Here is a 25,938-nt window from a genome sequence, read left to right as displayed (position 1 = left end):
CGATAAGTCGTCAATTGAGGGGCGAGCGCCGATCACCCTTTCGTGTGCTTTTCACCAAAGACCTCAAGGGGCTCGGAAGCGGAGCCGACAAAGGATGCGTGAGTACCCTTGCGCACACCATGATGACCGCCGCCCGCCCCACCGAGAACGGCCTTGCCGGTCCGGGCGAACTCGACCGCCACGGCTACGGCGGATCGCCCGTCGCCGACCGTGTCGGCCCTCCCTCGTGGGACGGCTCCGACGCGGAGTTGGGCCGGGTTGGCCGCCGCAGCGCGGGCAGCCGCGGCCGCGGCCTGCACGGCCAACTCGTCCAGCAGCTCGGCCAGATGATCGTCTCCGGCGACCTGGGGGCGGACCGGCCGCTCGTACCCGAGGAGATCGGCCAGCGCTTCGAGGTCTCCCGCACCGTGGTGCGGGAGTCGCTCCGGGTGCTCGAGGCCAAGGGGCTGGTCAGTGCCCGGCCCAACGTCGGCACCCGTGTCCGCCCCGTCAGCGACTGGAACCTACTCGACCCCGACATCATCGAGTGGCGCGCCTTCGGCCCGCAGCGCGAGGACCAGCGCCGGGAGCTGGGCGAGCTGCGCTGGACGATCGAGCCGCTGGCCGCCCGGCTCGCCGCCGGTCACGGCCGTGAGGACGTCCAGCAGCGTCTCGGCGACATGGTCGAGATCATGGGCCACTCCCTGGCCCAGGGGGACGCGCTCACGTTCTCGCGCGCCGACGCCGAGTTCCACTCGCTGCTGATCCAGCTCGCGAGCAACCGGATGCTGGAGCACCTGTCCGGAATCGTTTCAGCGGCGCTCCAGGTGTCCGGCGCGCCGGTCACCGGCTGTGACCGGCCCACCGAGGCGTCGCTGTCGCACCACGCCCGCATCGCGGACGCCCTCTCCTCCGGCGACGGGCAGGCTGCGGAATCGGCCATGCGCCAGCTGCTCACGGTTCACCCGGAAGTGGAGCGAGTGGTCCCCGCGCCGCGTGAGCACTGACAGCGGCGGCGGTCGGGGATGGGACGGCATCCGGACCACGGGTCACCGGATTCCGAGAGGACGCGTCGCCGGATTCCGAGGGGATCCGGCGACGTGCCATGCCGTAAACATCCCGCTTTGACCGTTCAGTCGCTTTTGGGGTGTGACTGGGGCCACGTGGATTGGGCGTAACACTCCTCGAGGCTGCGCGATGACCTAAGAGGTGACAGCCGAGGAGGGAATACAGCAGCCGTACACGGCGCTGTGACAGCTCCTGGGTTCCGCCCGCGCCACCGGCACATCCGCAGCCCGGTGGTCGTCGGCTTCGGCCCGATCATGGGCGGGGCCGGAAGCCGTTTCCATCGTTCCGAGAGGTTGTTCGTGTCGGCCAGCACATCCCGTACGCTCCCGCCGGAGATCGCCGAGTCCGAGTCTGTGATGGCGCTCATCGAGCGGGGAAAGGCTGATGGGCAGATCGCCGGCGATGACGTGCGTCGGGCCTTCGAGGCTGACCAGATTCCGCCAACCCAGTGGAAGAATGTTCTGCGCAGCCTCAACCAGATCCTCGAGGAAGAGGGTGTGACGCTGATGGTCAGTGCAGCGGAGTCGCCGAAGCGCGCCCGCAAGAGCGTCGCTGCGAAGAGCCCGGCCAAGCGCACCGCCACCAAGACCGTCGCGGCCAAGACCGCCACGGCGAAGACCGTCGCGGCCACCACGGCCCCGGCGGCCGAGACCGTCGAGGTCCCGGCCGACGAGTCCTCGGAGACCGCGCCTGCCAAGAAGACGGCCGCCAAGAAGACGACGGCCAAGAAGACGGCGGCGAAGAAGACCGCCGTCAAGAAGACGACGGCGAAGAAGACCGCCGCCAAGAAGGACACCGACGAGGCGGCCGACGGCGAGGAGCTGCTCGACGAGGTCCAGCCCGGCGCCAAGAGCGACGAGGAAGAGCCCGAGGGCGAGAGCAAGGGCTTCGTCCTCTCCGACGACGACGAGGACGACGCGCCCGCGCAGCAGGTCGCCGTCGCGGGGGCCACCGCCGACCCGGTCAAGGACTACCTGAAGCAGATCGGCAAGGTCCCGCTGCTCAACGCCGAGCAGGAGGTCGAGCTCGCCAAGCGCATCGAGGCTGGCCTGTTCGCCGAGGACAAGCTGGCGAACTCCGACAAGCTGGCGCCGAAGCTCAAGCGCGAGCTGGAGATCATCGCCGAGGACGGCCGCCGCGCCAAGAACCACCTGCTGGAGGCCAACCTCCGGCTGGTCGTCTCGCTGGCCAAGCGCTACACCGGCCGCGGCATGCTCTTCCTGGACCTGATCCAGGAGGGCAACCTGGGCCTGATCCGCGCGGTCGAGAAGTTCGACTACACCAAGGGCTACAAGTTCTCCACGTACGCCACTTGGTGGATCCGTCAGGCGATCACCCGCGCCATGGCCGACCAGGCCCGCACCATCCGTATCCCGGTGCACATGGTCGAGGTCATCAACAAGCTGGCCCGTGTGCAGCGCCAGATGCTCCAGGACCTGGGCCGCGAGCCCACCCCGGAGGAGCTGGCCAAGGAGCTCGACATGACCCCTGAGAAGGTCATCGAGGTCCAGAAGTACGGCCGCGAGCCGATTTCGCTGCACACCCCGCTCGGCGAGGACGGCGACAGCGAGTTCGGTGACCTGATCGAGGACTCCGAGGCGGTCGTCCCGGCGGACGCTGTGAGCTTCACCCTCCTGCAGGAGCAGCTCCACTCGGTGCTCGACACTCTGTCGGAGCGTGAGGCCGGCGTGGTCTCGATGCGCTTCGGTCTCACGGACGGCCAGCCGAAGACCCTGGACGAGATCGGCAAGGTCTACGGTGTGACGCGCGAGCGCATCCGCCAGATCGAGTCGAAGACGATGTCGAAGCTGCGCCACCCGTCGCGGTCGCAGGTTCTGCGCGACTACCTCGACTGAGTCCAGCCCCAACAGAACGCCCCCGACCTGCGGATCCGCAGGTCGGGGGCGTTCTCGTTCCGCCGGACGGGGACACAGGCCGCGTTCCTGGTCCGGATCGCTGCGGGCCTGGGCAGCGAGGCGTCGGCGCGGTCCAGGGTATTGGCCCTCGGGCGGGGGCGTACGCGGTCGAGCGGATGCCGGTCCGAGAGCCGGTGGCGAAGGACCCGGATCCCCGTGGGGCCGGGTTCTTCGCCGTGTCATGGGGTGCGCGAGGCGGTCGGCTGGCGGACTCTGAGTTGGACCGGATTCACGCAGAGTCAGGAGACCATATGCGTCGGCCAACTGCCCGAGCCCTGGCCGGGGTGCCGGCCCTGATCGCAGCAACGGTCGTGACACCACTGGCGACGCCCCTGCCCGCCGCAGCGGACAGGGTGGTCATCGGCGGTTACGAGGTGCGTGCCGAGGAGGCCCCGTGGGTCGTGGCGCTGGCCAGCCGTGACCGGTTCGGCGCAACGCGCAGCGGGCAGTTCTGCGGGGGCGTGGTCGTGGCGCCGACCACGGTGATGACGGCCGCCCACTGTCTGAGCACGGCCGTGCTGGGCAAGGACGCCGCGTCCGTGCGCGACCTGCAGATCATCGCGGGCCGTTCGGAGCTGACGGGCGGTGGCGGGCAGGAGGTCCCGGTGCGGGAGACCTGGGTGACGCCCGAGTACGACCCGGTGACCAACAGTGCCGACATGGCGCTGCTGACGCTGGCCGATGCCCTGCCCGCGGATCATGTGCTGCCGGTGGCCGAAGCGGGCGACCCGGCGTACGAGGCCGGCACGGCCGCTACGGTCTACGGCTGGGGCGACACGAAGGGTGACGGCAGTTACGCGTCAGCCCTGAGGGCGTCGCGGGTGTCCGTACTGCCGGACGAGACGTGCGCGAGCGCGTACCCCGGCGGGCGGGGGAGCAGGTACCAGCCATCCACGATGCTGTGTGCCGGGGACCCGCAGGGCGGCCACGACGCCTGCCAGGGGGACAGCGGAGGCCCGCTGATCGCCGAGGGCAGGCTCATCGGCCTCGTCTCCTGGGGCAGCGGTTGCGGACGGCCCGACGGGCCGGGGGTCTACACGAGGGTCGCAGCGGTGGCTCCGCCCCTGGCAGGGACCGGCAAATGACCGGCCACGGCTGAGGACTCTGCCGAGGACGGGTGACGGAACGAGAGCGGGCGGCTTCCCCCGGTGTCCGGGGGAGCCGCCCGTCGGCCGGTCCTGGACCGGCTACTGGCTCGTCGGGATGTGAGGCGTCAGTGGTCCTCTTCACCGGCGCCGGCCGGCACGGCCGTCAGGCGGTCCGTCTCATCCTGTATTTCCGCGGCGATCTTCTTGAGTTCCGGCTCGAACTTGCGCCCGTGGTGGGCACAGAAGAGCAGTTCACCACCACTGATCAGTACGACGCGCAGATACGCCTGGGCGCCGCAGCGGTCGCAGCGGTCAGCGGCCGTCAGCGGGCTCGCGGGGGTCAGAACAGTAGTCACGTCGCCTCTTCTCTAGCTCGACGAGCTGTCGTACCAGGGTCAACATCCAACCAGCCCGAAAACGTTCCCGCTCGTGGCTTTTCCTCGAAACTTTTTCCCGAGGTGGCTGTCTGCTGCCGGTTGGCGGCGAATGAGCCGTATTGCTTCGCTCTACGGATTTCGCGTTGCTTGTCTCGTTTGGCCCTCCCGGCTGGGTTGCCGGTTGTTCATGAGGACGTGCCCGGAGCCTAAATGGTTCATGCCTGGAAGGGAACGTGATGTGCACGTCACCCCATCGAGGGATCGAACACCTTTGCGACTCTGGACTAGCATGAGTTTTCACGTGGGTGGCGTTACATCGGCTCTACCAGGCCTCTGTACGCTCTGACCCGGTGACAGACGCCGGGCCTATACCCCCACAGGCCACTTTCCAAATTCAGCGAGGAGCGAACCGCGTGACCGCCGAGACGTCCGTGCCGTCCAGTGCGCTGCTGACCGCAGACCGTGACGGTTCCAACTACACCGCGCGGCACCTGCTCGTACTTGAGGGGCTCGAGGCGGTTCGCAAGCGCCCTGGCATGTACATCGGGTCGACCGACAGCCGGGGCCTGATGCACTGCCTCTGGGAGATCATCGACAACTCGGTCGACGAGGCTCTCGGCGGGTACTGCGACCACATCGAGGTCATTCTCCACGAGGACAGCTCCGTGGAGGTCCGCGACAACGGCCGGGGAATCCCCGTCGACGTCGAGCCGAAGACCGGCCTCTCCGGCATCGAGGTCGTCATGACCAAGCTGCACGCCGGCGGCAAGTTCGGCGGCGGCTCGTACGCCGCGTCCGGCGGTCTGCACGGCGTGGGCGCCTCCGTGGTGAACGCGCTGTCGGCCCGCCTCGACGTCGAGGTCGACCGCAACAGCTCCACGCACGCCATCAGCTTCCGCCGCGGCGTCCCCGGGATCTTCACCGAGTCCGGTCCCGACGCCCCGTTCGACCCCGCCAACGGACTGCGCAAGATCAAGCGCGTGCCGAAGGCCCGCACCGGCACCCGCGTCCGGTACTGGGCGGACCGGCAGATCTTCCTCAAGGACGCCAAGCTCTCCCTGGACCACCTGCACCAGCGCGCCCGCCAGACCGCCTTCCTGGTGCCCGGCCTGACCATCGTCGTGCGGGACGAGCGCGCCCTCGAGGGCGCAGGCAAGACCGAGGAGACGTTCCGCTTCGACGGCGGCATCAGCGAGTTCTGCGAGTACCTGGCCCAGGACAAGGCCGTCTGCGACGTGGTGCGGCTCACCGGCCATGGCACCTTCAAGGAGACCGTCCCCGTCCTCGACGACCGCGGTCACATGACCCCGACCGAGGTCACCCGTGAGCTCGGCGTCGACATCGCGCTGCGCTGGGGCACCGGGTACGACACCACTCTCAAGTCCTTCGTCAACATCATCGCCACCCCCAAGGGCGGCACCCATGTGAGCGGGTTCGAACGCTCCGTGACGAAGACGATGAACGAGGTGCTGCGCTCCGCCAAGATGCTGCGCGTCGCCGAGGACGACATCGTCAAGGACGACGCCCTGGAGGGCCTCACCGCCGTCGTCACCGTCCGGCTGGCCGAGCCGCAGTTCGAGGGCCAGACAAAGGAGGTGCTGGGCACCTCGGCGGCCAACAGGATCGTCGCCGCCGTCGTGGCCAAGGAGCTCAAGGCGTTCCTGACGTCCACCAAGCGGGACGCCAAGGCCCAGGCCCGCGCGGTGCTGGAGAAGGCCGTCGCGGCCGCCCGTACGCGCATCGCCGCCCGCCAGCACAAGGAGGCCCAGCGCCGGAAGACGGCCCTGGAGTCCTCCTCGCTGCCCGCCAAGCTCGCCGACTGCCGCAGCGACGACGTGGAGCGCAGCGAGCTGTTCATCGTCGAGGGGGACTCGGCGCTCGGCACCGCCAAGCTGGCGCGCAACAGCGAGTTCCAGGCGCTGCTGCCGATCCGCGGCAAGATCCTGAACGTTCAGAAGGCGTCCGTCTCGGACATGCTGAAGAACGCCGAGTGCGGCGCGATCATCCAGGTCATAGGAGCCGGCTCGGGCCGTACGTTCGACATCGACGCCGCCCGGTACGGGAAGATCGTCCTGCTGGTCGACGCCGACGTCGACGGCGCCCACATCCGGATCCTGCTGCTCACGCTCTTCCAGCGCTACATGCGGCCCATGGTGGAGGCCGGCCGGGTCTTCGCGGCCGTGCCGCCGCTGCACCGGATCGAGCTGATCCAGCCCAAGAAGGGCCAGGACAAGTACATCTACACGTACTCGGACAACGAGCTGCGGCAGACCCTGCTGGAGTTCCAGCGCAAGGGGGTCCGTTTCAAGGACTCGATCCAGCGCTACAAGGGCCTCGGAGAGATGGACGCCGACCAGCTCGCCGAGACCACGATGGACCCGCGCCACCGCACGCTGCGCCGGATCAACATCGGCGACCTGGAGGCCGCGGAGCAGGTCTTCGACCTGCTCATGGGCAACGAGGTGGCGCCCCGCAAGGAGTTCATCACCAGCTCGGCGGCCACCCTGGACCGTTCGCGCATCGACGCCTGACGGCCGGACCGCCGGGCCCTGCCCACCCGGGGGTGGAGACGACAGCTCCACCCCCGGTCCGATCCGCGGCGCCGTCTCCCTCCGTAGCATCGGCCCGGACCGAGGAGGCGGACCTGCGCGGTGGCAGGTGGACCCGGTGGCCCACCCGGGAGGCGCTTTCCCGTATCGGTGTCCCACGGGCCCGGATGGCGCTCGACATCGCCCTGTTCGCCGCGCTGGCCACCTGGGCCGTCGCCGCGGAGGCGGTCGCCCTCGTCGCCGAACTCGCCCCCGACGTCGTCCTCATGGACCTGCGGAGGCCGCGGGTCGACGGGGTGGAGGCCACCCGCCGGATCCGCGAGGAGCACCCCGCCACCCAGGTCGTCGTGCTCACGACCTACGCCGACGACCACTCGCTCTTCGCCGCGCTGCGGGCCGGCGCCCGGGGCTACCTCACCAAGGACGCCGACGGCGACGAGATCGTCCGGGCGATCCAGGAGGTCGTCGCCGGGCGGGCCGGGCTCTCCCCGGTGGTCCAGAGCCGGCTCATCGACCAGGTCACGGCGGAACCCGCCCATTTCACCCCTCCCGGCTGCCCGACGGACTGACCGCGCGCGAGGGCGAGGTGCTCACGCTGATCGCCGAAGGGCCGGGCAACGCCGACATCGCGCGGCGCCTCGGCATCTCCACCGCCACGGTGAAGACCCACATCGACAACCTGTTCGCCAAGGCGGGACTCCACGACCGGGCCCAGGCCGTCCGGTACGCCTATCGGGAAGGGCTTGCGCAGCCTCCTGGGAGGAACGTCACCTGATGGGGTGAAGACCTCGAGAGAAGAGTCCTGGATCTTCCCACTCTGTCCATCCTTGGGCAGGCGGCCTGAACGGTTCGCCGCGGCAAGGAGTGTCGATGGTGGAGAAGCAGGAAGACCGGGATGTCGCCCCGGTACGGCTCGAAGACCCGTGGTGCGACGCACTGGCCTCCGGCTGGAGCGACCGGGACGGCACCGGAGCCCCTGCCCCTGACGGGCTGCCCGCCCCGGGCGACGGCCCTGCGGCCGCGCGCAGCGCCGCCGAGATCTATCTGGAGGTGCAGCGCAGTGAGGCGTTCCAGGAAGTACGCGCCCGCTACCGGCGGTTCGTCGTCCCCGCCTGCGCGGCCTTCCTCCTCTGGTACCTGGCATACGTGGTCGCGGCGACGACGGCGCCGGACCTGATGGCCAGGCCGGTCGTCGGCGCGGTCAACGTGGCGATGGTCGCGGGGCTCGCGCAGTTCCTCACCACGTTCCTGCTGACCTGGGCGTACGTCCGCCACGCCAGGCTGCGCCGCGACCGGGCGGCACTGGATCTGCGGTGGGACACCCAGGAGATGACCAGGGGGGCCAGGCGTTGACGGGGGATCACCAGGCGCTCGCACTGCTGCTGTTCAGCGTATTCATCGCGGTCACCCTCGCGATCACCACCTGGGTGAGCCGCAACAGGCACGGTTCCGCGGAGGAGTTCTACGCGGGCGGGCGGCTGTTCTCCCCGATGGAGAACGGATTCGCCATCGCCGGCGACTACATGTCCGCCGCCTCCTTCCTCGGCATCTCCGGCCTCATCGCGCTCTACGGCTACGACGGCATGCTCTACTCCGTGGGCTTCCTGGTCGCCTGGCTGGTGGTGCTCCTGCTCGTCGCCGAACTGGTCCGCAACTGCGGCCGGTTCACCCTCGCCGACGTCGTCGCCGCGCGGATGAGGGAGCGGCCCGTCCGGATCGCGGCGGGGACCTCCTCGATCACCGTCTCCGTGCTCTATCTGGTGGCGCAGATGGTGGGAGCCGGCAGCCTGGTCGCACTGCTGCTCGGCGGGACGAGCGAGGCCGCGCGCTCGTGGACCGTCGTCGGCGTCGGGGCCCTGATGGTGATCTATGTGTCGCTGGGCGGGATGCGGGCCACCACCTGGATCCAGATCGTGAAGGCCGTGCTGCTGATGGCCGGCGCGATGGCGCTGACCGTGCTCGTACTGGTGCGTTTCCACGGCGACTTCGACCAGTTGCTCAACTCCGCCGCCGCGCGCAGCGGTCACGGCGCGGACTTCCTCGCTCCCGGCCTGAGGTACGGCGGGGACTGGACCGCCCGCCTGGACTTCATCAGCCTGGGCCTGGCGCTGGTCCTCGGCACGGCCGGACTGCCGCACATCCTGGCGCGCTTCTACACCGTGCCCACCGCGCGGGCCGCCCGCCGGTCGGTCGTCTGGTCCATCGGACTCATCGGCGGCTTCTATCTGATGACGATCGTGCTCGGCTTCGGAGCGGCCGCCGTGGTCGGCACCGCGGAGGTACGGGCGTCCAACGCCGCCGGCAACACCGCCGTCCCCCTGCTCGCCCTCGACCTGGGCGGCGGCGCCGGCTCCACCGGCGGCACCGTGCTCTTCGCGGTCGTGGCGGCCGTGGCGTTCGCGACGATCCTGGCCGTCGTCGCAGGCATCACCCTCGCCTCCTCCACGTCCGTCGCCCACGATCTGTACGCCACGCTGCGGAGCGGTCGCCCCTCCGGCCGGCGGCGGCAGTACGGCGAGGTGGCCGTCGCGCGCGTCGCCGCCATCGGCATCGGCGCGGTCGCGATCGCCCTCGGGCTGCTGGCCCGCGACCTGAACGTCGCGTTCCTCGTCGGCCTGGCCTTCGCCGTCGCCGCCTCGGCGAACCTTCCGGTCCTGCTCTACTCGCTGTTCTGGCGGAACTTCACCACGCGCGGTGCGGTCTGGTCCGTCTACGGGGGGCTGGTGCCCGCCGTGCTGCTGGTCGTTCTGTCACCGGTCGTCTCCGGCGGCGAGCGGTCGCTCTTCCCCGGTGTGGACTTCCATGTCTTCCCGCTGGAGAACCCGGGGCTCGTCTCCATCCCGCTCGGCTTCCTCGCCGGCTGGATCGGCACGGTCGTCTCCTCCGAGCCGCCGGACGCGGCGAAGCACGCCGAGACCGAGGTACGGGCGCTCACCGGAGCCGGCGCGGTCTGACCGTGCCGGGTGGCGCGCGCGTGCGGCCGCCCCGCGCCCGTCAGATGCTCGACGCCCACACGTAGCGGTGCTCCGGGCGGCCCGTCTCGCCGTAGCGGAGCGACAGCCGGACCCTGCTCGACCGCTCCAGGAGCTTCAGATAGCGCTGGGCGGTCTGCCGGCTCACCCCCGCCCGGTCCGCGATCTCCTGGGCCGACAGCGGGCCGTCGGCGGCCAGCAGCACCTGCCGCACCAGTTCCGCCGTGGTCGGCGAGTGGCCCTTCGGCAGCTCGGGGGCGATCACACCGGCCGCCAGGGTGCCGAAGATCCGGTCCACCTCCGCCTGTTCGGCCTCGCCGCCGCCGTCGAGGGTGCGCCGCAGCGTCGCGTACGCCTCCAGCTTGGCGCGCAGCCCGGCGAAGTTGAACGGCTTGACGAGGTACTGCAGCGCGCCGTGGCGCATCGCCGCCTGGACGGTGGCCACGTCCCTGGCCGCCGTCACCATGATCACGTCCGTCTGGTGGCCGAGCGCACGCAGTTCGCGGACGACCGACAGCCCGTTCTCGTCCGGCAGATAGTGATCGAGCAGGATCAGATCGACGGGCACCTCGGCGATCCGGGCGAGCGCCTCGGCGGCCGAATGGGCCCGTGCCACCACCCGGAAGCCCGCGACCTTGGCGACATAGGCGGCGTTGATCTCCGCGACCCGGACGTCGTCGTCCACGACCAGTACGTTGATCATCGTGCCTGCCGGATCTCTCGTGTGCCACCCGCCGGCGCCCCGATCCCGGCCTCTTCCGCCGGTGCGCCGTCCGGGGTGCCGGGCTCGGTCAGGGCGTCCGGCAGTACGACGCTGAACTCGGCGCCGCCCGCAGCCGACGCGCGGACCGCCGCGCTGCCGCCCTGCCGCTCCGCGAACCTGCGCACCAGCGGCAGACCCAGGCCGCGCTTGCCGTGGGCGGGCAGCTCCTTGGTCGACCAGCCCTCCGTGAAGATCAGCTCGCGCTGTCCGTCCGGGATGCCGGGGCCGCTGTCCGAGACCCGCAGGACCACCGTGCTCCCCTCCGCGCGCAACTCGACCTCGACCCTCGGGTCCGGGGTGCCCGCGGCCGCGTCCAGCGCGTTGTCCACGAGGTTGCCGACCACCGTCACCAGTCCGCGCGGATCCACCAGCCGGTCGGGCAGCAGGGTCGCGGGGGCGACGCCCAGCGAGACGCCGCGCTCCGCGGCGACCGTCGCCTTGCCGACCAGCAGCGCCGCGAGCAGCGGGTCGTGGACCTTCTCCGTGACCTGCTCGGCGGTCGTCCGGTGCACCCCGACGACCTCCGTGACGAACTCGGCCGCCTCCTGGTGCATCTCCAGTTCCAGCAGGCCCAGCAGAGTGTGCAGCCGGTTCGCGTGCTCGTGGTCCTGGGCGCGCAGCGCGTCGATCAGACCGCGGGTGGAGTCCAGCTCCCGGCCCAGCTGCTCGAGCTCCGTCCGGTCGCGCAGCGTGGCGACGGCGCCGCCGTCGTCGGTCGGCATCCGGTTGGCGACGAGGACCCGGCTGCCCCGTACGGTCAGCAGATCGTCCCCGCTCACCCGGCCCGCCAGCACATCGCTGGTGCGCCCCTCGCCCAGTACCTCCTCCAGCGGCCGGCCGATGGCCTCGGGGCCCACGCCGAGCAGCCGCTGCGCCTCGTCGTTCAGCAGCCGGACACGCCCCGCGTCGTCCAGTGCCACGACTCCTTCCCTGATGCCGTGCAGCATCGCCTCGCGCTCGGCGAGCAGCGCGGAGATGTCGGAGAAGGCGAGGTCGTGGGTCTGGCGCTGGAGCCGGCGGGAGATGAGATAGGCGGCGAGCGCCCCGACGGCCAGCGCGCCACCGGCGTAGGCGAGCAGCCCCGGGATCGCGGCCAGCAGCCTCGCCCGCACACTGTCGTACTCGATCCCGACGGACACCGCGCCGACGATCGTCCCGTCCGTGTCGCGCAGCGGCACCTTGCCGCGGGCGGAGCGGCCGAGGGTGCCGCTGTCGATCTCCATCACGTCCTGCCCGGCCAGCGCCTCGCTCGGGTCGGTGGAGACGACCCGGCCGATCCGCTCGGGGGACGTGTGGGACCAGCGCACCCCGCGGCCGTCCATGACCACGATGTACTCGGCCCCGGTGGCCTGCCTGATCCGCTCGGCCTCGGCCTGCACCGGTCCGTCGGCGGTCGGCCGGGAGGCGGTCAGCTCCTCCGCGAGCTCCGGTGACGCGGTCGTCTCCGCGATGGCGAGCGCACGGCGCATCGCCTGGTCGTCGAGCTGGGCGCTGAGCGGGGCGAGGAACAGGCCGGTGGCCAGTGCGGTGACCCCGGTGACGATCGCCAGCTGCATCAGCAGCACCTGGGAGAACACTCGCTGCGGCCAGCCGAACCGCCGTCGCCGGGCGGGGGCGGTCGGTGCGGGACTCATGCCTACGAACGGTAAGGGTGGCGGCTCCATTCCGGAAATGCGGTGCCCGCGCAAGGCGCTTGCGCTGCTCGCGGCGGCCTTTCGTCCTGGTGCGGGATCAGCGCAAGCCGCTTGCATGGCTTGCGCCAGTCTTGCGCGCTTGACGCGACGACTTGCTCAGGTGGCGAAGAAGGTGGGGGTCAGCGAGGCCACGGTCAGCCGTGTCCTCAACGGCAAGCCGGGGGTCTCCGAGGCCACCCGGCAGTCCGTGCTGACGGCCCTGGACGTCCTCGGCTACGAGCGGCCGACCCAGCTGCGGGGCGAGCGCGCGCGGCTGGTCGGGCTGGTGCTGCCCGAGCTGCAGAACCCGATCTTTCCGGCGTTCGCCGAGGTGATCGGCGGTGCGCTGGCGCAGCAGGGACTCACTCCCGTGCTGTGCACGCAGACCAAGGGAGGCGTCTCGGAGGCGGACTACGTCGAGCTCCTGCTCCAGCAGCAGGTCTCCGGCGTCGTGTTCGCCGGCGGTCTGTTCGCCCAGGCCGACGCCCCGCACGACCACTACCGGCTGCTGGCCGACCGCAAGATCCCCGTCGTACTCGTCAACGCCTCCATCGAGGGCCTCGACTTCCCCTGCATCTCCTGCGACGACGCCGTCGCCGTGGAACAGGCGTGGCGGCACCTCGCCTCGCTCGGCCACGAGCTCATCGGCCTCGTCCTCGGCCCCGGCGACCATGTGCCCTCGCGGCGCAAGCTCGCCGCCGCGCGTGCGGTGGCCGGCGCGGCGGGGGCGCCGCTGCCCGACGAGTACGTGGAGCGCTCGATGTTCTCCCCGGAGGGCGGGCAGACGGCGGCCCGGCTGCTGGAGCGGGGCGTCACCGGGATCATCTGCGCGAGCGACCCGCTGGCTCTCGGCGCGGTACGGGCCGTGCGGCGGCGGGCCCGTCCAACCCACGATCAAGGTAGGACCCCCATATCCTGGGATCCGCAGCCGTCGCAGCCCCGGAGGTGCCGTCTTGAGCAAGCCGCAGATCCCCGTCATCGTCCTCGCGGGCTTTCTGGGATCCGGTAAGACGACGCTGCTCAACCATCTGCTGCGCACCAGCCGCGCGACCAGGATCGGGGCGATCGTCAACGACTTCGGGTCCATCGAGATCGACGCCATGACCGTGGCCGGACAGCTCGGCGACTCCACGGTCTCGCTCGGCAACGGCTGCCTGTGCTGCGCGGTCGACGCGAGCGAGCTCGACGTGTTCCTCGACCGGCTCACCCGGCCCGCGGCCGGTCTCGACGTGATCGTCATCGAGGCGAGCGGCCTCGCAGAACCGCAGGAGCTGGTCAGGATGGTCCTGGCCAGCGACAACGAACGGATCGTGTACGGCGGCCTCGTCGAGGTCGTCGACGCGGCCGAGTTCGAGCGGACCCGGGAGAAGCACCCGGAGACCGACCGCCACCTGGCCGTCGCCGACCTCGTCGTACTGAACAAGGCGGACCGGGTCGGCGAGGCGGAGCGGCGCGCGCTGCGCGAGACGGTCACCGGGCTCGCCCGGGGCGCCGCCGTGATCCCGGCGTCGTACGGGCGCGTCGACCCCGAGCTGTTCTTCGAGCCGCGGCCGCGGACCGAGCGGGTCGGCCAGCTGTCGTTCGAGGACCTCTACGACGACGACCACGACGGTCGTGATCACCACGACGGCCATCTGCACACCGCCTACGAGACCGCCTCGTTCACTTCGAAGGACCCGCTGCACCCGCGCCGGCTGCTGGACTTCCTCGACTCGCGCCCCGAAGGGCTGTACCGCATCAAGGGGTTCGTCGACTTCGGCGCGCTCGACCCGGGCAACCGGTACGCGGTCCACTCCGTGGGCCGGTTCCTGCGCTTCCACCCCGAGCCCTGGCCGCCGGGCGACACCGCTCGCCGGACCGAACTGGTGCTCATCGGCTCCGGCGTCGACGCCCCCGCACTGGTCGCGGAACTCGACTCCGCCCGTCTCACCGCAGCCGAGGACACCCCGGAGGAGCACAGCCTGTGGGGCGTCCTGCGCTACGTACCGAAAAGGTCCTCGGACGACCCGTCCGAGGACCCCTTCGACAGCTACGAGCTCTAGCCCCCGCGTCGCCCTAGCTCGCCGGGCCCGCGAGGACCGCGACCGGCGAGGTGAGAGGCGTGCCGGAGCCGTCGCGGCGCGGGTCGATCTCCGGGAGCTCGGCGGGGGAGCCGTTCTTCTGCGCCGCTCTGGCCGGCGCCGCGCCCGCCCAGCCCAGGATCAGCACGTCCTCGCCCTTCAGGAAGCGCTGGCAGCGCACCCCGCCGGTGGCCCGCCCCTTGCGCGGGTACTGGTCGAAGGGCGTCAGCTTCGCCGTCGCGATCGAGTCGTCCAGCGTGCCGTGCGAACCCGCCACCGTGAACACGACCGCGTCCCCGGACGGGTCGACCGCGGTGAAGGAGATGACCTCCGCGCCCTCCGTGAGCTTGACGCCGGTCATACCGCCCGCCGGACGGCCCTGCGGACGCACCTGCGAGGCCGGGTAGCGCAGCAGCTGGGCGTCGGAGGTGATGAAGACCAGGTCCTCCTCGCCGGTGTGCAGCTCGACGGCGCCGACGATCCGGTCGCCGTCCTTGAGCGTGATGACCTCCAGCTCCTCCTTGTTGGAGGGATAGTCGGGCACCACTCGTTTGACCACGCCCTGCAGTGTGCCGAGCGCGAGCCCCGGCGACGACTCGTCGAGCGTGGTGAGGCACATGACCGATTCGTCGCCCTCCAGCGACAGGAACTCCGAGATCGGCGCACCCCCGGAGAGGTTGGGGGCGGTCGCCGTGTCCGGCAGCTGCGGCAGGTCGATCACGGACAGCCGCAGCAGTCGCCCGGCCGACGTCACCGCGCCCACCTCGCCGCGCTGGGTCGTGAGTACCGCCGAGACGATCACATCGTGCTTGGTGCGTCTGCTCCGGCCCTCGTCGAGCGGCTCGCCCGTGGCCGTGCGCGCGAGCAGACCGGTGGAGGAGAGCAGCACCCGGCACGGGTCGTCCGCCACCTGGAGCGAGGCCGCCGGCGCGGGCGAACCCGCGGACTCCAGCAGGACCGTGCGCCGCGGAGTGCCGAACTTCTTCGCCACCGAGGCCAGTTCGGCGGAGACCAGCTTGCGCAGCTCGGAGTCCGACTCGAGGATGCCGGTCAGCTCGTCGATCTCGCCGTTGAGCCGGTCGCGCTCGCTCTCCAGCTCGATGCGGTCGAACTTGGTGAGCCGGCGCAGCGGGGTGTCCAGGATGTACTGCGTCTGGACGTCGCTCAGGGAGAAGCGCTCGATCAGCCGCTCCTTCGCCTGCGCCGAGTTCTCGCTGGACCGGATGAGCCGGATGACCTCGTCGATGTCGATGAGGGCGACGAGCAGCCCCTCGACCAGATGCAGCCGGTCGCGGCGCTTGGTGCGCCGGAACTCGCTGCGCCGCCGGACGACCTCGAAGCGGTGGTCGAGATAGACCTCGAGCAGTTCCTTCAGACCGAGCGTGAGCGGCTGTCCGTCGACCAGCGCCACGTTGTTGATGCCGAAGGACTCCTCCATGGGAGTCAGCTTGTACAGCTGCTCGAGCACGGCCTCCGGGATGAAGCCGTTCTTGACCTCGATGACCAGGCGCAGGCCGTGCGAACGGTCGGTGAGGTCCTTGACGTCCGCGATGCCCTGGAGCTTCTTCGACCCGACCAGGTCCTTGATCTTGGCGATGACCTTCTCCGGGCCGACCGTGAACGGCAGTTCCGTGACGACCAGGCCCTTGCGGCGCGCGGTGACGTTCTCCACGGACACCGTGGCGCGGATCTTGAACGAACCGCGGCCCGACTCGTAGGCGTCCCTGATGCCGCTCAGGCCGACGATGCGGCCGCCGGTCGGCAGGTCGGGGCCCGGCACATGGCGCATCAGCGTCTCGAGGTCCGCGCCGGGATACCGGATGAGGTGACGCGCCGCGGCCACGACCTCGCCCAGATTGTGCGGAGGCATATTGGTCGCCATGCCGACCGCGATCCCGGACGCGCCGTTGACCAGCAGGTTCGGATAGGCGGCGGGCAGCGCGACGGGCTCACGCTCCTGGCCGTCGTAGTTGGACTGGAAGTCGACCGTGTCCTCGTCGATCGACTCGGTCATCAGGCTGGTGGCGTCGGCCATCCGGCACTCGGTGTACCGCATGGCGGCGGGCGGGTCGTCGTTGCCCAGCGAGCCGAAGTTGCCGTGGCCGTCGACCAGTGGGAGGCGCATGGAGAACGGCTGCGCCATGCGCACGAGGGCGTCGTAGATCGACGCGTCACCGTGCGGGTGCAGCTTTCCCATGACCTCGCCGACGACGCGGGCGCACTTCACATAGCCGCGGTCGGGACGCAGTCCCATCTCGTTCATCTGGTAGACGATGCGGCGGTGCACCGGCTTCATGCCGTCGCGTGCGTCCGGCAGGGCCCGGGAGTAGATCACCGAGTACGCGTACTCGAGGAAGGAGCCCTGCATTTCGTCCACCACGTCGATGTCGAGGATCCTCTCCTCGAAGTCGTCCGGCGGTGGGGTCTTCGTGCTGCGGCGGGCCATCGCGGCTGCTGCTCCTTCACGTACCAGGTGGGCGTCTGACGCCGACCATTGTGGACCGTCCCGCTGACAACGCCGACCGCGACCCGTGTTCCGCACCGCGCCGGGGGCGGAACGCGGCGCTCCGGCAGGGGGGAAGAACGCGGATACCGGGCCCGGGAACTTCGCCAGGTGTCGGCACGCTTGCATACAGTGGCAGGTCTGGCAGCACTTTCACGTTTTCGCGATCGAAGGGACGTACATGCCCATGGGTCACACGGCCACAGCGCAGGCCGGTTCCGGCGGCCTGACAGCGACCGAGCACCGCCTGGCGAATGGCCTGCGCGTGGTGCTCTCCGAGGACCACCTGACCCCGGTCGCCGCGGTCTGCCTCTGGTACGACGTCGGTTCACGCCACGAGGTCAAGGGCCGTACAGGACTCGCCCACCTCTTCGAGCACTTGATGTTCCAGGGCTCGGCGCAGGTGAAGGGGAACGGCCACTTCGAGCTCGTGCAGGGAGCCGGCGGCTCGCTGAACGGCACCACCAGCTTCGAGCGGACCAACTACTTCGAGACGATGCCCACCCACCAGCTGGAGCTGGCGCTCTGGCTCGAGGCCGACCGCATGGGCTCGCTCCTGACCGCCCTCGACGACGAGTCGATGGAGAACCAGCGCGACGTCGTCAAGAACGAGCGCCGCCAGCGGTACGACAACGTGCCCTACGGCACCGCGTTCGAGAAGCTGACCTCCCTCGTCTACCCGGAGGGCCACCCCTACCACCACACCCCGATCGGCTCGATGGCCGACCTGGACGCGGCGACCCTCGAGGACGCCCGTGCCTTCTTCCGCACGTACTACGCGCCGAACAACGCGGTGCTGTCGGTCGTCGGCGACATCGACCCCGAGCAGACGCTCGCCTGGATCGAGAAGTACTTCGGGTCCATCCCGTCTCACGACGGCAAGCAGCCGCCCCGTGACGGCACCCTGCCGGAGAACATCGGCGCCCAGCTCCGCGAGGAGGTCGTCGAAGAGGTCCCGGCCCGCGCCCTGATGGCCGCCTACCGCCTGCCGCACGACGGCACCCGCGAGTGCGACGCCGCGGACCTGGCGCTGACCGTCCTCGGCGGCGGGGAGTCCTCCCGGCTCCACAACCGCCTGGTGCGCCGCGACCGGACCGCCGTCGCGGCCGGGTTCGGCCTGCTGCGGCTGGCCGGCGCCCCGTCGATGGGCTGGCTGGACGTCAAGACCTCCGGCGGCGTCGAGGTCCCCGGGATCGAGGCGGCCGTCGACGAGGAGCTGGCGCGCTTCGCCGCCGAGGGCCCGACGGCGGAGGAGATGGAGCGGGCCCAGGCCCAGCTCGAGCGCGAGTGGCTGGACCGGCTCGGCACGGTGTCGGGCCGCGCCGACGAACTCTGCCGCTACGCGGTGCTGTTCGGCGACCCGCAGCTGGCGCTCAGCGCCGTCACGCGGGTGCTCGACATCACCGCGGAGGAGGTGCGGGCGGTCGCGAAGGCGCGTCTGCACCCCGAGAACAGGGCGGTGCTGGTCTACGAACCTGTCGCCGCGGAAGAGACCGAAGCGGCCGACGGACACGAGCACGAAGGGACGGACCAGTGAGCGACGCTGCCGTGACCATGGACTTCCATCCGCAGCCGGCCCCGGGCACCGCCCGGCCCTGGGCCTTCCCGGCCCCCGAGCGCGGCACGCTCGACAACGGCCTGACGGTGCTGCGCTGCCACCGGCCCGGCCAGCAGGTGGTGGCGGTCGAGGTCTGCCTCGACGCCCCGCTGGACGCCGAGCCCGAGGGCCTCGACGGCGTCGCCACGATCATGGCGCGCGCCCTGTCGGAGGGCACCGACAAGCACTCCGCGGAGGAGTTCGCCGCCGAACTGGAGCGCTGCGGCGCCACCCTGGACGCCCACGCCGACCACCCCGGGGTCCGGGTGTCGCTGGAGGTCCCGGTCTCCCGGCTCCCCAAGGCGCTCGGTCTGCTCGCCGAGGCGCTGCGGACCCCCGCCTTCGCGGAGAGCGAGGTCGAGCGGCTGGTCCGCAACCGCCTCGACGAGATCCCGCACGAGACGGCGAACCCGGGCCGCCGTGCCGCCAAGCAGCTCTCCAAGGAGCTCTTCCCGGCCGCGCTGCGCGTCTCGCGCCCCCGCCAGGGCACCGAGGAGACGGTGGCCCGTATCGACGCCGCGGCCGTGCGCGCCTTCTTCGAGGCCCATGTGCGCCCCGCGACGGCGACCGCCGTGATCGTCGGCGACCTCACCGGCGTCGACCTGGACGCCGTGCTCGGCGACTCGCTCGGCACCTGGACGGGCGACAAGGCCGCCCCGCACCCGGTGCCCGCGATCACCGCCGACGACACCGGCCGCGTGATCGTCGTGGACCGTCCCGGGGCCGTGCAGACCCAGGTGCTCGTCGGCCGGGTCGGAGCCGACCGTCACGACCGTGTCTGGCCCGCCCAGGTGCTCGGCACGTACTGCCTCGGCGGCACCCTCACCTCCCGCCTCGACCGCGTACTGCGCGAGGAGAAGGGCTACACCTACGGCGTACGGGCCTTCGGACAGGTGCTGCTCTCCGCGCCGGACGGCTCGGGCGCGGCCATGCTCGCCATCAGCGGCTCGGTGGACACGCCCAACACCGGCCCCGCGCTGGACGACCTGTGGAAGGTGCTCCGCACGCTCGCGGCCGAGGGCCTCACCGACGCCGAACGTGACGTCGCCGTGCAGAACCTGGTGGGCGTCGCCCCGCTGAAGTACGAGACGGCGGCCTCCGTCGCGGGCACCCTGGCCGACCAGGTCGAGCAGCACCTCCCGGACGACTACCAGGCCCAGTTGTACGTACGGCTGGCGGAGACCGGCACGGTGGAGGCGACCGCGGCCGTGGTCAACGCCTTCCCGGTGGACCGGCTTGTCACGGTGCTCGTCGGCGACGCGTCGCAGATCGCCGAACCCGTCAAGGCGCTCGGCATCGGCGAAGTGAGGGTTGTCACGGGCTGAACGGAAGCCGCCGATCGGGCAGCAGGCCGAAACCGGCGGATCGCCCGTCAGGCGCAGACAAGCGGAACCCCGGCTTCGGATCGTTTGCCGGGGTTCCGTCGTATGCCCGTTTTGCGGGAGAGGTTGCCTGTCTGCCCTGTGGCATGCGCTACAAAACGGGCTGTCCGTTTGGCGATTGACGGACGAGATGCCTAGCGTCGGTCCGGCTGTTCGTCTGAAGATCGTCGCGCCCGCGGCGTCGGGCAGTCATCGCCGAGTCCCCGTCAGGCGCGAGCCTGGGGAGCCGGGGACCCAATCAGTCCCTGGGGTGAATCGGACACCTTCGCCCGAGCGGAGGCGCCCGTAGGAGACCTTCCTGCTCCGAACCCGTCAGCTAACCCGGTAGGCGAGAAGGAAGGAAAGGATCAGCCTCTCCATGGCGTTCACCCGTGCCACCGGGAAGCATCGTGCCCCGAGCCGCCTGACGCGCAGGAGCGCGAAACTGGCCGGCGCCGCCGCACTCGCCACCACCGGCGTCGTCGGAACCCTCGCCTCCCCGGCTCTCGCCGCAGACGCTTCCGCCCTCTCCGCCGAGGACACCGGCCTCACCCAGATCATCACCATGGGCTCGCTCGCCGACGAGATAGCCGACCAGGCCGCCGCGCAGAAGCAGGAGGCCGAGGAGGCCGCCGCCCAGGCCCGTGCGCGGGAGAAGGCCGCGGCGGAGGCCAAGCGCAAGGCGGAGGCGCGCGCCAAGGAGGCCCGCGAGGCCGAGGAGCGCGCCGCCCGTGAGGCCGAGCGCCGGCGGCTGAACTCCTTCCAGCTCCCCATCGCCGGCTCCTTCGTGACCACCGGCTACAAGACCGGCGGCGCCCTGTGGTCCTCCGGCTCCCACTCCGGCGTCGACTTCCGCGCCCCGTCCGGCAGTTCCGTCGTGTCCGTGGGCTCCGGCACCGTCGTCGAGGCCGGCTGGGACGGCGCGTACGGCAACAGCGTCGTGATCCGGATGAACGACGGCACCTACACGCAGTACGGCCACCTGGCGTCCATCGGCGTCTTCGCCGGCCAGCAGGTCACGCCCGGCCAGCAGATCGGGCTCTCCGGCTCGACCGGCAACTCGACCGGGCCGCACCTGCACTTCGAGGCGCGGACCACGGCCGAGTACGGCTCCGACATCGACCCGGTCGCCTACCTGCGCTCGCACGGCGTCGCCGTCTGACCCCGGCGTCCCCGCCGTGCGGCCCGCCCGTCGCACCCGCTCGCAAGGCCCCCGGCTTCCCGCCGGGGGCCTTCGGCCTATTCCGTGCCGTTTCCGCCATTCCGCGATTGCCGTGCGTGCCAAGAGATTTCCATGGTTTCCCGGCCGCCGTCGGAAAACGGCGCACATTGCAATAGAGTCACGGGAAGACACGTCCAACGGCTGCGTTTCGCTCGGATCAAGGCGGAGGTTCGGTCATGCGTATTCCCGCGCACTCGGTATGCACGGCGATCCGCGACGACATCGTCTCCGGTGTCTTCGAACGCGGCAGCCGGCTCACCGAGGAGCAGCTCGCCCGCCGCTACGGGGTCTCCCGGGTCCCGGTGCGCGAAGCGCTGCGCACCCTGGAGTCGGAGGGGTTCGTCGTCACCCGGCGGCACGCGGGCGCCTGCGTCGCCGAGCCCACGGAGCAGGAGGCCGCCGACCTCCTGGAGGTCCGCATGCTGCTGGAGCCCCTGGGGGCGGCCCGAGCCGCACAGCGCCGTACCGAGGCACACCTCAAGGTGCTTCGAGGCCTGGTCAGGCTGGGGCAGGAGCGGGCACGCCGGGGTCAGGGCGAGGATCTGCGCTCCCTCGGCAACTGGTTCCACGAGACGCTCGCCCAGTCCTGCGGCAGCCCCGGACTGACCGCGCTGCTCACCCAGTTGCGGCACAAGATCGCCTGGATGTACGCGGTGGAGCAGCCGGCCGCGCCGGTCGAGGCATGGGCCGAGCGCGGGGCGATCGTCGACGCCGTGGCGCGCGGTGACGCCGAGCGGGCGCGGGCGCTGACGGCGCTGCACGCGGAGCGGTCCGCCGGGGCGCACCGGCTGCGGCGCACCGTGCGGGTGAGGACTTCGCAACATCCCGTAAACACCACGAGCGGCCGGAATTAACAGACGGCGTATATAAAAAGTGGTGCGGTGCTGCTTCTTTTATGGATTTCCTTTTCCCGACGGCGTCCGTGAATTCGTGGTGCTCGCGGAAAGCGCGTGGGCGGTTCCGGGAAAGCGGTGGTCCCGGGAATGCAGAACCGCGGCGCCCCCGTATCGGGGCACCGCGGTTCTGTCGTACTGAACTGAGGGGGACTCGGCTCAGACCGTCTCGGGAAGCTCGTCGAGACCCTCGGCGACCAGCTTGGCCAGACGGTCCAGGGCGGCCTCGGCGCCGTCCGCGTCGGAGGCGAGGACGATCTCCTCGCCGCCCTGCGCGCCCAGGCCGAGCACGGCGAGCATGGAGGCGGCGTTGACCGGGTTGCCGTCGGCCTTGGCGATCGTCACGGGGACGCCGGCAGCCGTCGCGGCACGGACGAAGATGGACGCGGGGCGGGCGTGAAGGCCCTCGGCCCAGCCGACATTGACGCGGCGCTCAGCCATGGTGTTGCCCTTCAAGTCTTAGCGGGTTGTCTAGACCAGTCTCTCATGTGTTCCGGCGTGCCCTCCGACCGGTCCGAGGCGGTGCCGGACCGCCCGTGCGGCCTCCTCAGACTGCCCGCCGGCAACCGGCGGCGCGACCGCTGCGCCGCGCCGTAGGCTTTGCACCATGCAGACCTCGCAGGAGCACGCCTACCCGGCTCACTGGGAAGCAGACGTGGTGCTGCGCGACGGCGGCACCGCCCGGATCAGGCCCATCACGACCGAGGACGCCGACCGGCTGGTCAGCTTCTACGAGCAGGTCTCCGACGAGTCGAAGTACTACCGCTTCTTCGCCCCCTACCCGCGGCTGTCCGCCAAGGACGTCCACCGCTTCACCCACCACGACTACGTGGACCGGGTCGGGCTCGCGGTCACGGTCGGCGGCGAGTTCATCGCCACCGTCCGCTACGACCGGATCAACGCGCAGGGCCGCCCCGCGAGCGCCCCCGCCGACGAGGCCGAGGTCGCCTTCCTCGTCCAGGACGCCCACCAGGGGCGCGGCGTCGCGTCCGCCCTGCTCGAACACATCGCGGCGGTCGCCAGGGAGCGCGGCATCCGGAGGTTCGCCGCGGAGGTGCTGCCGGCCAACTCCAAGATGATCAAGGTCTTCCGGGACGCGGGATACACCCAGCGGCGCAGCTTCGAGGACGGGTCCGTCCATCTGACCCTCGACCTCGAACCGACGGCGGAGTCCGTCGCCGTGCAGCGCGGCCGCGAACAGCGCGCCGAGGCACGCTCGGTCCAACGGCTGCTCGCCCCCGGCTCCATCGCCGTCGTCGGAGCCGGCCGGCTGCCCGGCGGCGTCGGCCGCACCGCGCTGCGCAACCTCCTCGGAGCGGGCTTCACCGGTCGGGTGTACGCGGTGAACCGCGCGTTCCCGGAGGGACGCGGCGAGATCGACGGCGTGCCGGCGGTCCGCTCGGTCGGCGACATCGGCGAGCCCGTCGACCTGGCGATCGTCGCCGTCCCGGCCGAACGCGTGCCGGAGGCCGTCACCGACTGCGGCGAGCACGGCGTCCAGGGTCTCGTCGTGCTGAGCGCCGGCTACGCGGAGAGCGGCCCGGCCGGCCGGGAGCGGCAGCGCGAACTGGTGCGGCAGGCGCGCTCGTACGGGATGCGGATCATCGGGCCCAACTCGTTCGGCATCATCAGCACCTCGGACGCCGTCCGGCTCAACGCCTCCCTCGCGCCGGAGGCCCCGGCACCCGGCCGGATCGGGCTGTTCACCCAGTCCGGCGCGATCGGCATCGCCCTGCTGTCCGGACTGCACCGGCGCGGCGCGGGCGTGTCCTCCTTCATCTCGTCCGGGAACCGGGCGGACGTGTCCGGCAACGACTTCCTCCAGTACTGGCACGAGGACCCCGACACCGACGTCGTCCTGATGTACCTGGAGTCCATCGGCAACCCGCGCAAGTTCACCCGCCTCGCGCGGCGCACGGCCGCGGTCAAGCCGGTCGTCGTCGTCAAGGGCGCGCGGCACAGCGGCAGCGCGCCGCCCGGGCACGCCGTGCCCTTCACCCGTATCCCCGACGCCACCGTCGGGGCGCTGCTGCGGCAGGCGGGCGTGATCCGCGTCGACACGGTCACCGAACTCGTCGACGCGGGCCTCATGCTGGCCGGGCAGCCGCTGCCGAGGGGGCCGCGGGTCGCGATCCTCGGCAACTCCGAGTCCCTCGGGCTGCTCACCTACGACGCCTGCCTCGCGGAAGGGCTGCGCCCGCTCCCGCCGCGCGACCTCACGACGGCGGCCACGCCCGCAGACTTCCGCGCGGCGCTCGCGCAGGCGCTGGTGGACGACGCGTGCGACGCGGTGATCGTCACGGCGATCCCGTGGGTCGGGGAGAACGGCGTCACGGAATCCGGCGACGGCGAGGTCCTCGCCACGGCCCTCCGCTCGGCCTCGGCCACGGCGCCGGCGAAGCCGGTGGCGGTGGTCCACGTAGAAATGGGCGCCCTGGCCGACGCCCTGGCCGCCGCCTCCAGCACGGCCCCGCCCGCGGCCGGGGGCGCGGGCCAGGCCGGGACCGGGGCTGCCCTGGCCCCGGACCCGGCTGCGGCCGGGCTGGGCCCGGGTGCCCCCGGTCGGGGTGGTGCGGCCGACGGCCGGTCGGCGGGCACTGGTCTTTCGCCTTCGGGCAGCCCCGACGGCGCGGCTGTCCCGGTTTCGGGTCCTGGCGGCCCCGCCGCCACAGGCACCGGCTCCGCCGGTGACGGCCCTGGCCAGGGTGCGCCCGGTCGGGGTGGTGCGGCCGGGGGCGGGCCGGCGGGCACTGATGGTTCACCGTCGGACGCCCCCGCTGGCACGGGCGCTGCCCCGGAGGGGCCCGCCCGTGCCCCGGTTACGTCGGCCGACGCCGCGCAGGCTGCCGGCAGCGGTCCCGCCGCCATGGGCCCCGGCTCCGCCGCAGGCGCTCCTGCGCCGGGTGGCGTAGCCCCGCCCGCCCCCAGCCGCGCCGCGCAGTCCGGCACCGCCGCCCCGGCGCCGGGGCCCAGTGCACCCGCTCCCGACGCCCCCGGCTCCGCCGGGCCCGCCCCGTCCCGCAGGGACACCCGGCGGATTCCCGCGTATCCCGCCGCCGAGCGGGCCGTGCGGGCGCTTGCCGAGGCCGTGAAGTACGGGCAGTGGCGACGGCAGGCAGCCGAGCCGGGGCGGGTGCCTCAGTACGAGGACATCGACGAGTCGGGGGCCGCCGCGCAGATCGAGCGGACGCTCGCAAAAGCGGCGGACCGGAGGGGGTTCGCGCTCGACGCCGCCGACGCGCACACGCTGCTCGCGCGCTACGGCATCCATGTGCGGCCCACCCTCCCCGCGCCCGACCCCGGCGCCGCCGTGCAGGCGGCCGCGCGCCTCGGCTACCCGGTCGCACTGAAGACGACCGCTCCCCACCTGCGCCATCGCGCCGATCTCGGCGGCGTACGGCTCGATCTGGCGGACGAGACCCAGCTCCGCCAGGCGTACCGCGAGCTCACGGACCTGCTCGGCAAGCCCGCCGAGCTGCAGCCCGTGGTGCAGGCCATGGTGCCGCGCGGCGTGGACACCGTCGTGCGCGCCGCGATCGATCCGGCGGTCGGGGCCGTGCTCTCGTTCGGGCTGGCCGGTGCGGCGTCCGAGCTGCTCGGCGACACGGCCCACCGGCTGGTCCCGGCCACCGACCGGGACGCGGCCGAGCTGATCCGCACCGTCCGCACCGCGCCGCTGCTGTTCGGCTGGCGTGGCTCCGCGCCGGTCGACACGGCCGCGCTGGAGGAGCTGCTGCTGCGCGTGTCGCGGCTGGTCGACGACCACCCCGAAGTGGTCGGGGTCAGCCTCGAGCCCGTCGTCGTCGCCCAGCACGGCCTCAGCGTCCTGGACGCGTCCGTGCGGCTCGCGCCGCCCCCGCCCCGCAGCGATCTGGGCCCCCGCAGGCTCCCCAGCTACTGAGCACCGGCGCCTTCCG

At 71.6% G+C, this 25,938-nt stretch carries 17 protein-coding genes, 2 pseudogenes and 1 riboswitch; of the genes and pseudogenes, 14 read left to right on the top strand and 5 right to left on the bottom strand.

All coding sequences use genetic code 11. The features are described from left to right. Window positions 1–44 precede the first annotated feature (44 nt). From ACWD01_RS22530 to ACWD01_RS22520, 3 genes are all read left to right on the top strand, one after another. Complete coding sequence (locus tag ACWD01_RS22530) at window positions 45–986, top strand: FadR/GntR family transcriptional regulator (protein WP_451164492.1); 942 nt, start codon at window positions 45–47, stop codon at window positions 984–986. A gap of 360 nt (window positions 987–1,346) precedes the next feature. Then, entirely contained in the window at window positions 1,347–2,903 is a 1,557-nt protein-coding gene (locus tag ACWD01_RS22525; protein ID WP_451164490.1) for an RNA polymerase sigma factor, read from the top strand. Between the two features lie 311 nt (window positions 2,904–3,214). Next, window positions 3,215–4,048 carry a S1 family peptidase gene (locus ACWD01_RS22520; RefSeq protein ID WP_451164488.1) on the top strand — a complete coding sequence of 278 codons (834 nt, stop codon included), beginning with the start codon at window positions 3,215–3,217 and terminating at the stop codon, window positions 4,046–4,048. A 128-nt stretch (window positions 4,049–4,176) separates the two neighbouring features. Here ACWD01_RS22520 and ACWD01_RS22515 read toward each other — a convergent pair whose 3' ends face one another. After that, window positions 4,177–4,407, bottom strand: a complete 231-nt coding sequence (locus ACWD01_RS22515; RefSeq protein ID WP_100109587.1) for a DUF7455 domain-containing protein — start codon at window positions 4,405–4,407, stop codon at window positions 4,177–4,179. A 434-nt stretch (window positions 4,408–4,841) separates the two neighbouring features. Here ACWD01_RS22515 and ACWD01_RS22510 point away from each other — a divergent pair, with 434 nt between their 5' ends. The 4 genes and pseudogenes from ACWD01_RS22510 to ACWD01_RS22495 all read left to right on the top strand — a co-directional run bounded on the left by ACWD01_RS22510 (window position 4,842) and on the right by ACWD01_RS22495 (window position 9,931). After that, complete coding sequence (locus tag ACWD01_RS22510; protein ID WP_451164486.1) at window positions 4,842–6,959, top strand: DNA gyrase/topoisomerase IV subunit B; 2,118 nt, start codon at window positions 4,842–4,844, stop codon at window positions 6,957–6,959. A gap of 185 nt (window positions 6,960–7,144) precedes the next feature. Then, window positions 7,145–7,752 (top strand): annotated as a pseudogene (locus ACWD01_RS22505) (response regulator). A 95-nt stretch (window positions 7,753–7,847) separates the two neighbouring features. Continuing rightward, window positions 7,848–8,330, top strand: a complete 483-nt coding sequence (locus ACWD01_RS22500; RefSeq protein ID WP_451164484.1) for a DUF485 domain-containing protein — start codon at window positions 7,848–7,850, stop codon at window positions 8,328–8,330. Further along, a complete protein-coding gene (locus ACWD01_RS22495; RefSeq protein ID WP_451164482.1) occupies window positions 8,327–9,931 on the top strand; it encodes a solute symporter family protein in 1,605 nt (534 codons plus the stop codon). Before ACWD01_RS22500 ends, ACWD01_RS22495 begins: the two co-directional genes overlap by 4 nt. A gap of 40 nt (window positions 9,932–9,971) precedes the next feature. On the opposite strand, the gene ACWD01_RS22490 is transcribed toward ACWD01_RS22495, so the two are convergent. Together ACWD01_RS22490 and ACWD01_RS22485 are read right to left on the bottom strand one after the other, a co-directional pair. After that, window positions 9,972–10,652 (bottom strand): DUF7342 family protein, encoded by a 681-nt coding sequence (locus ACWD01_RS22490; RefSeq protein ID WP_451164480.1) that lies wholly within the window; start codon window positions 10,650–10,652, stop codon window positions 9,972–9,974. Next, complete coding sequence (locus ACWD01_RS22485) at window positions 10,649–12,346, bottom strand: ATP-binding protein (protein WP_451164478.1); 1,698 nt, start codon at window positions 12,344–12,346, stop codon at window positions 10,649–10,651. Before ACWD01_RS22485 ends, ACWD01_RS22490 begins: the two co-directional genes overlap by 4 nt. Window positions 12,347–12,485: 139 nt before the next feature. On the opposite strand from ACWD01_RS22485, the pseudogene ACWD01_RS22480 reads away from it, so the two are divergent. Together ACWD01_RS22480 and ACWD01_RS22475 are read left to right on the top strand one after the other, a co-directional pair. Then, a pseudogene (locus ACWD01_RS22480) lies at window positions 12,486–13,262 on the top strand (LacI family DNA-binding transcriptional regulator); the annotation flags it as partial. Between the two features lie 76 nt (window positions 13,263–13,338). Then, window positions 13,339–14,427, top strand: coding sequence for a CobW family GTP-binding protein (locus ACWD01_RS22475; RefSeq protein ID WP_451164476.1), 1,089 nt, complete (start codon window positions 13,339–13,341; stop codon window positions 14,425–14,427). Between the two features lie 13 nt (window positions 14,428–14,440). Here the strand turns inward: ACWD01_RS22475 and ACWD01_RS22470 are convergent, their stop codons facing one another. Beyond that, entirely contained in the window at window positions 14,441–16,891 is a 2,451-nt protein-coding gene (locus tag ACWD01_RS22470; RefSeq protein WP_451164474.1) for a DNA gyrase/topoisomerase IV subunit A, read from the bottom strand. 244 nt (window positions 16,892–17,135) lie between these two features. Between ACWD01_RS22470 and ACWD01_RS22465 the strand changes: the two genes are divergently transcribed. The 4 genes from ACWD01_RS22465 to ACWD01_RS22450 all read left to right on the top strand — a co-directional run bounded on the left by ACWD01_RS22465 (window position 17,136) and on the right by ACWD01_RS22450 (window position 21,982). After that, window positions 17,136–18,485, top strand: coding sequence for a M16 family metallopeptidase (locus tag ACWD01_RS22465; protein WP_451164569.1), 1,350 nt, complete (start codon window positions 17,136–17,138; stop codon window positions 18,483–18,485). Between the two features lie 17 nt (window positions 18,486–18,502). Beyond that, entirely contained in the window at window positions 18,503–19,870 is a 1,368-nt protein-coding gene (locus tag ACWD01_RS22460) for a M16 family metallopeptidase (RefSeq protein WP_451164567.1), read from the top strand. A gap of 240 nt (window positions 19,871–20,110) precedes the next feature. Further along, a riboswitch (cyclic di-AMP (ydaO/yuaA leader) is annotated at window positions 20,111–20,272 on the top strand. A gap of 13 nt (window positions 20,273–20,285) precedes the next feature. Continuing rightward, on the top strand, window positions 20,286–21,068 hold the full coding sequence (locus tag ACWD01_RS22455; protein WP_451164472.1) for a M23 family metallopeptidase: 783 nt from the start codon (window positions 20,286–20,288) through the stop codon (window positions 21,066–21,068). A gap of 236 nt (window positions 21,069–21,304) precedes the next feature. Beyond that, window positions 21,305–21,982: a GntR family transcriptional regulator gene (locus tag ACWD01_RS22450; protein WP_356895894.1), complete on the top strand. Its 678-nt coding sequence runs from the start codon at window positions 21,305–21,307 to the stop codon at window positions 21,980–21,982. A 198-nt stretch (window positions 21,983–22,180) separates the two neighbouring features. Here the strand turns inward: ACWD01_RS22450 and ACWD01_RS22445 are convergent, their stop codons facing one another. Continuing rightward, the gene (locus ACWD01_RS22445) at window positions 22,181–22,462 is read right to left on the bottom strand and encodes an HPr family phosphocarrier protein (protein ID WP_005310999.1); all 282 of its coding nucleotides are present in this window, start codon (window positions 22,460–22,462) and stop codon (window positions 22,181–22,183) included. Between the two features lie 166 nt (window positions 22,463–22,628). Between ACWD01_RS22445 and ACWD01_RS22440 the strand changes: the two genes are divergently transcribed. Continuing rightward, window positions 22,629–25,922, top strand: a complete 3,294-nt coding sequence (locus tag ACWD01_RS22440) for a GNAT family N-acetyltransferase (RefSeq protein WP_451164469.1) — start codon at window positions 22,629–22,631, stop codon at window positions 25,920–25,922. Window positions 25,923–25,938 lie beyond the last annotated feature (16 nt).

This window comes from Streptomyces sp. NPDC002835 (assembly GCF_053591995.1).
This window is presented reverse-complemented; position numbering and strand designations above follow the sequence as displayed.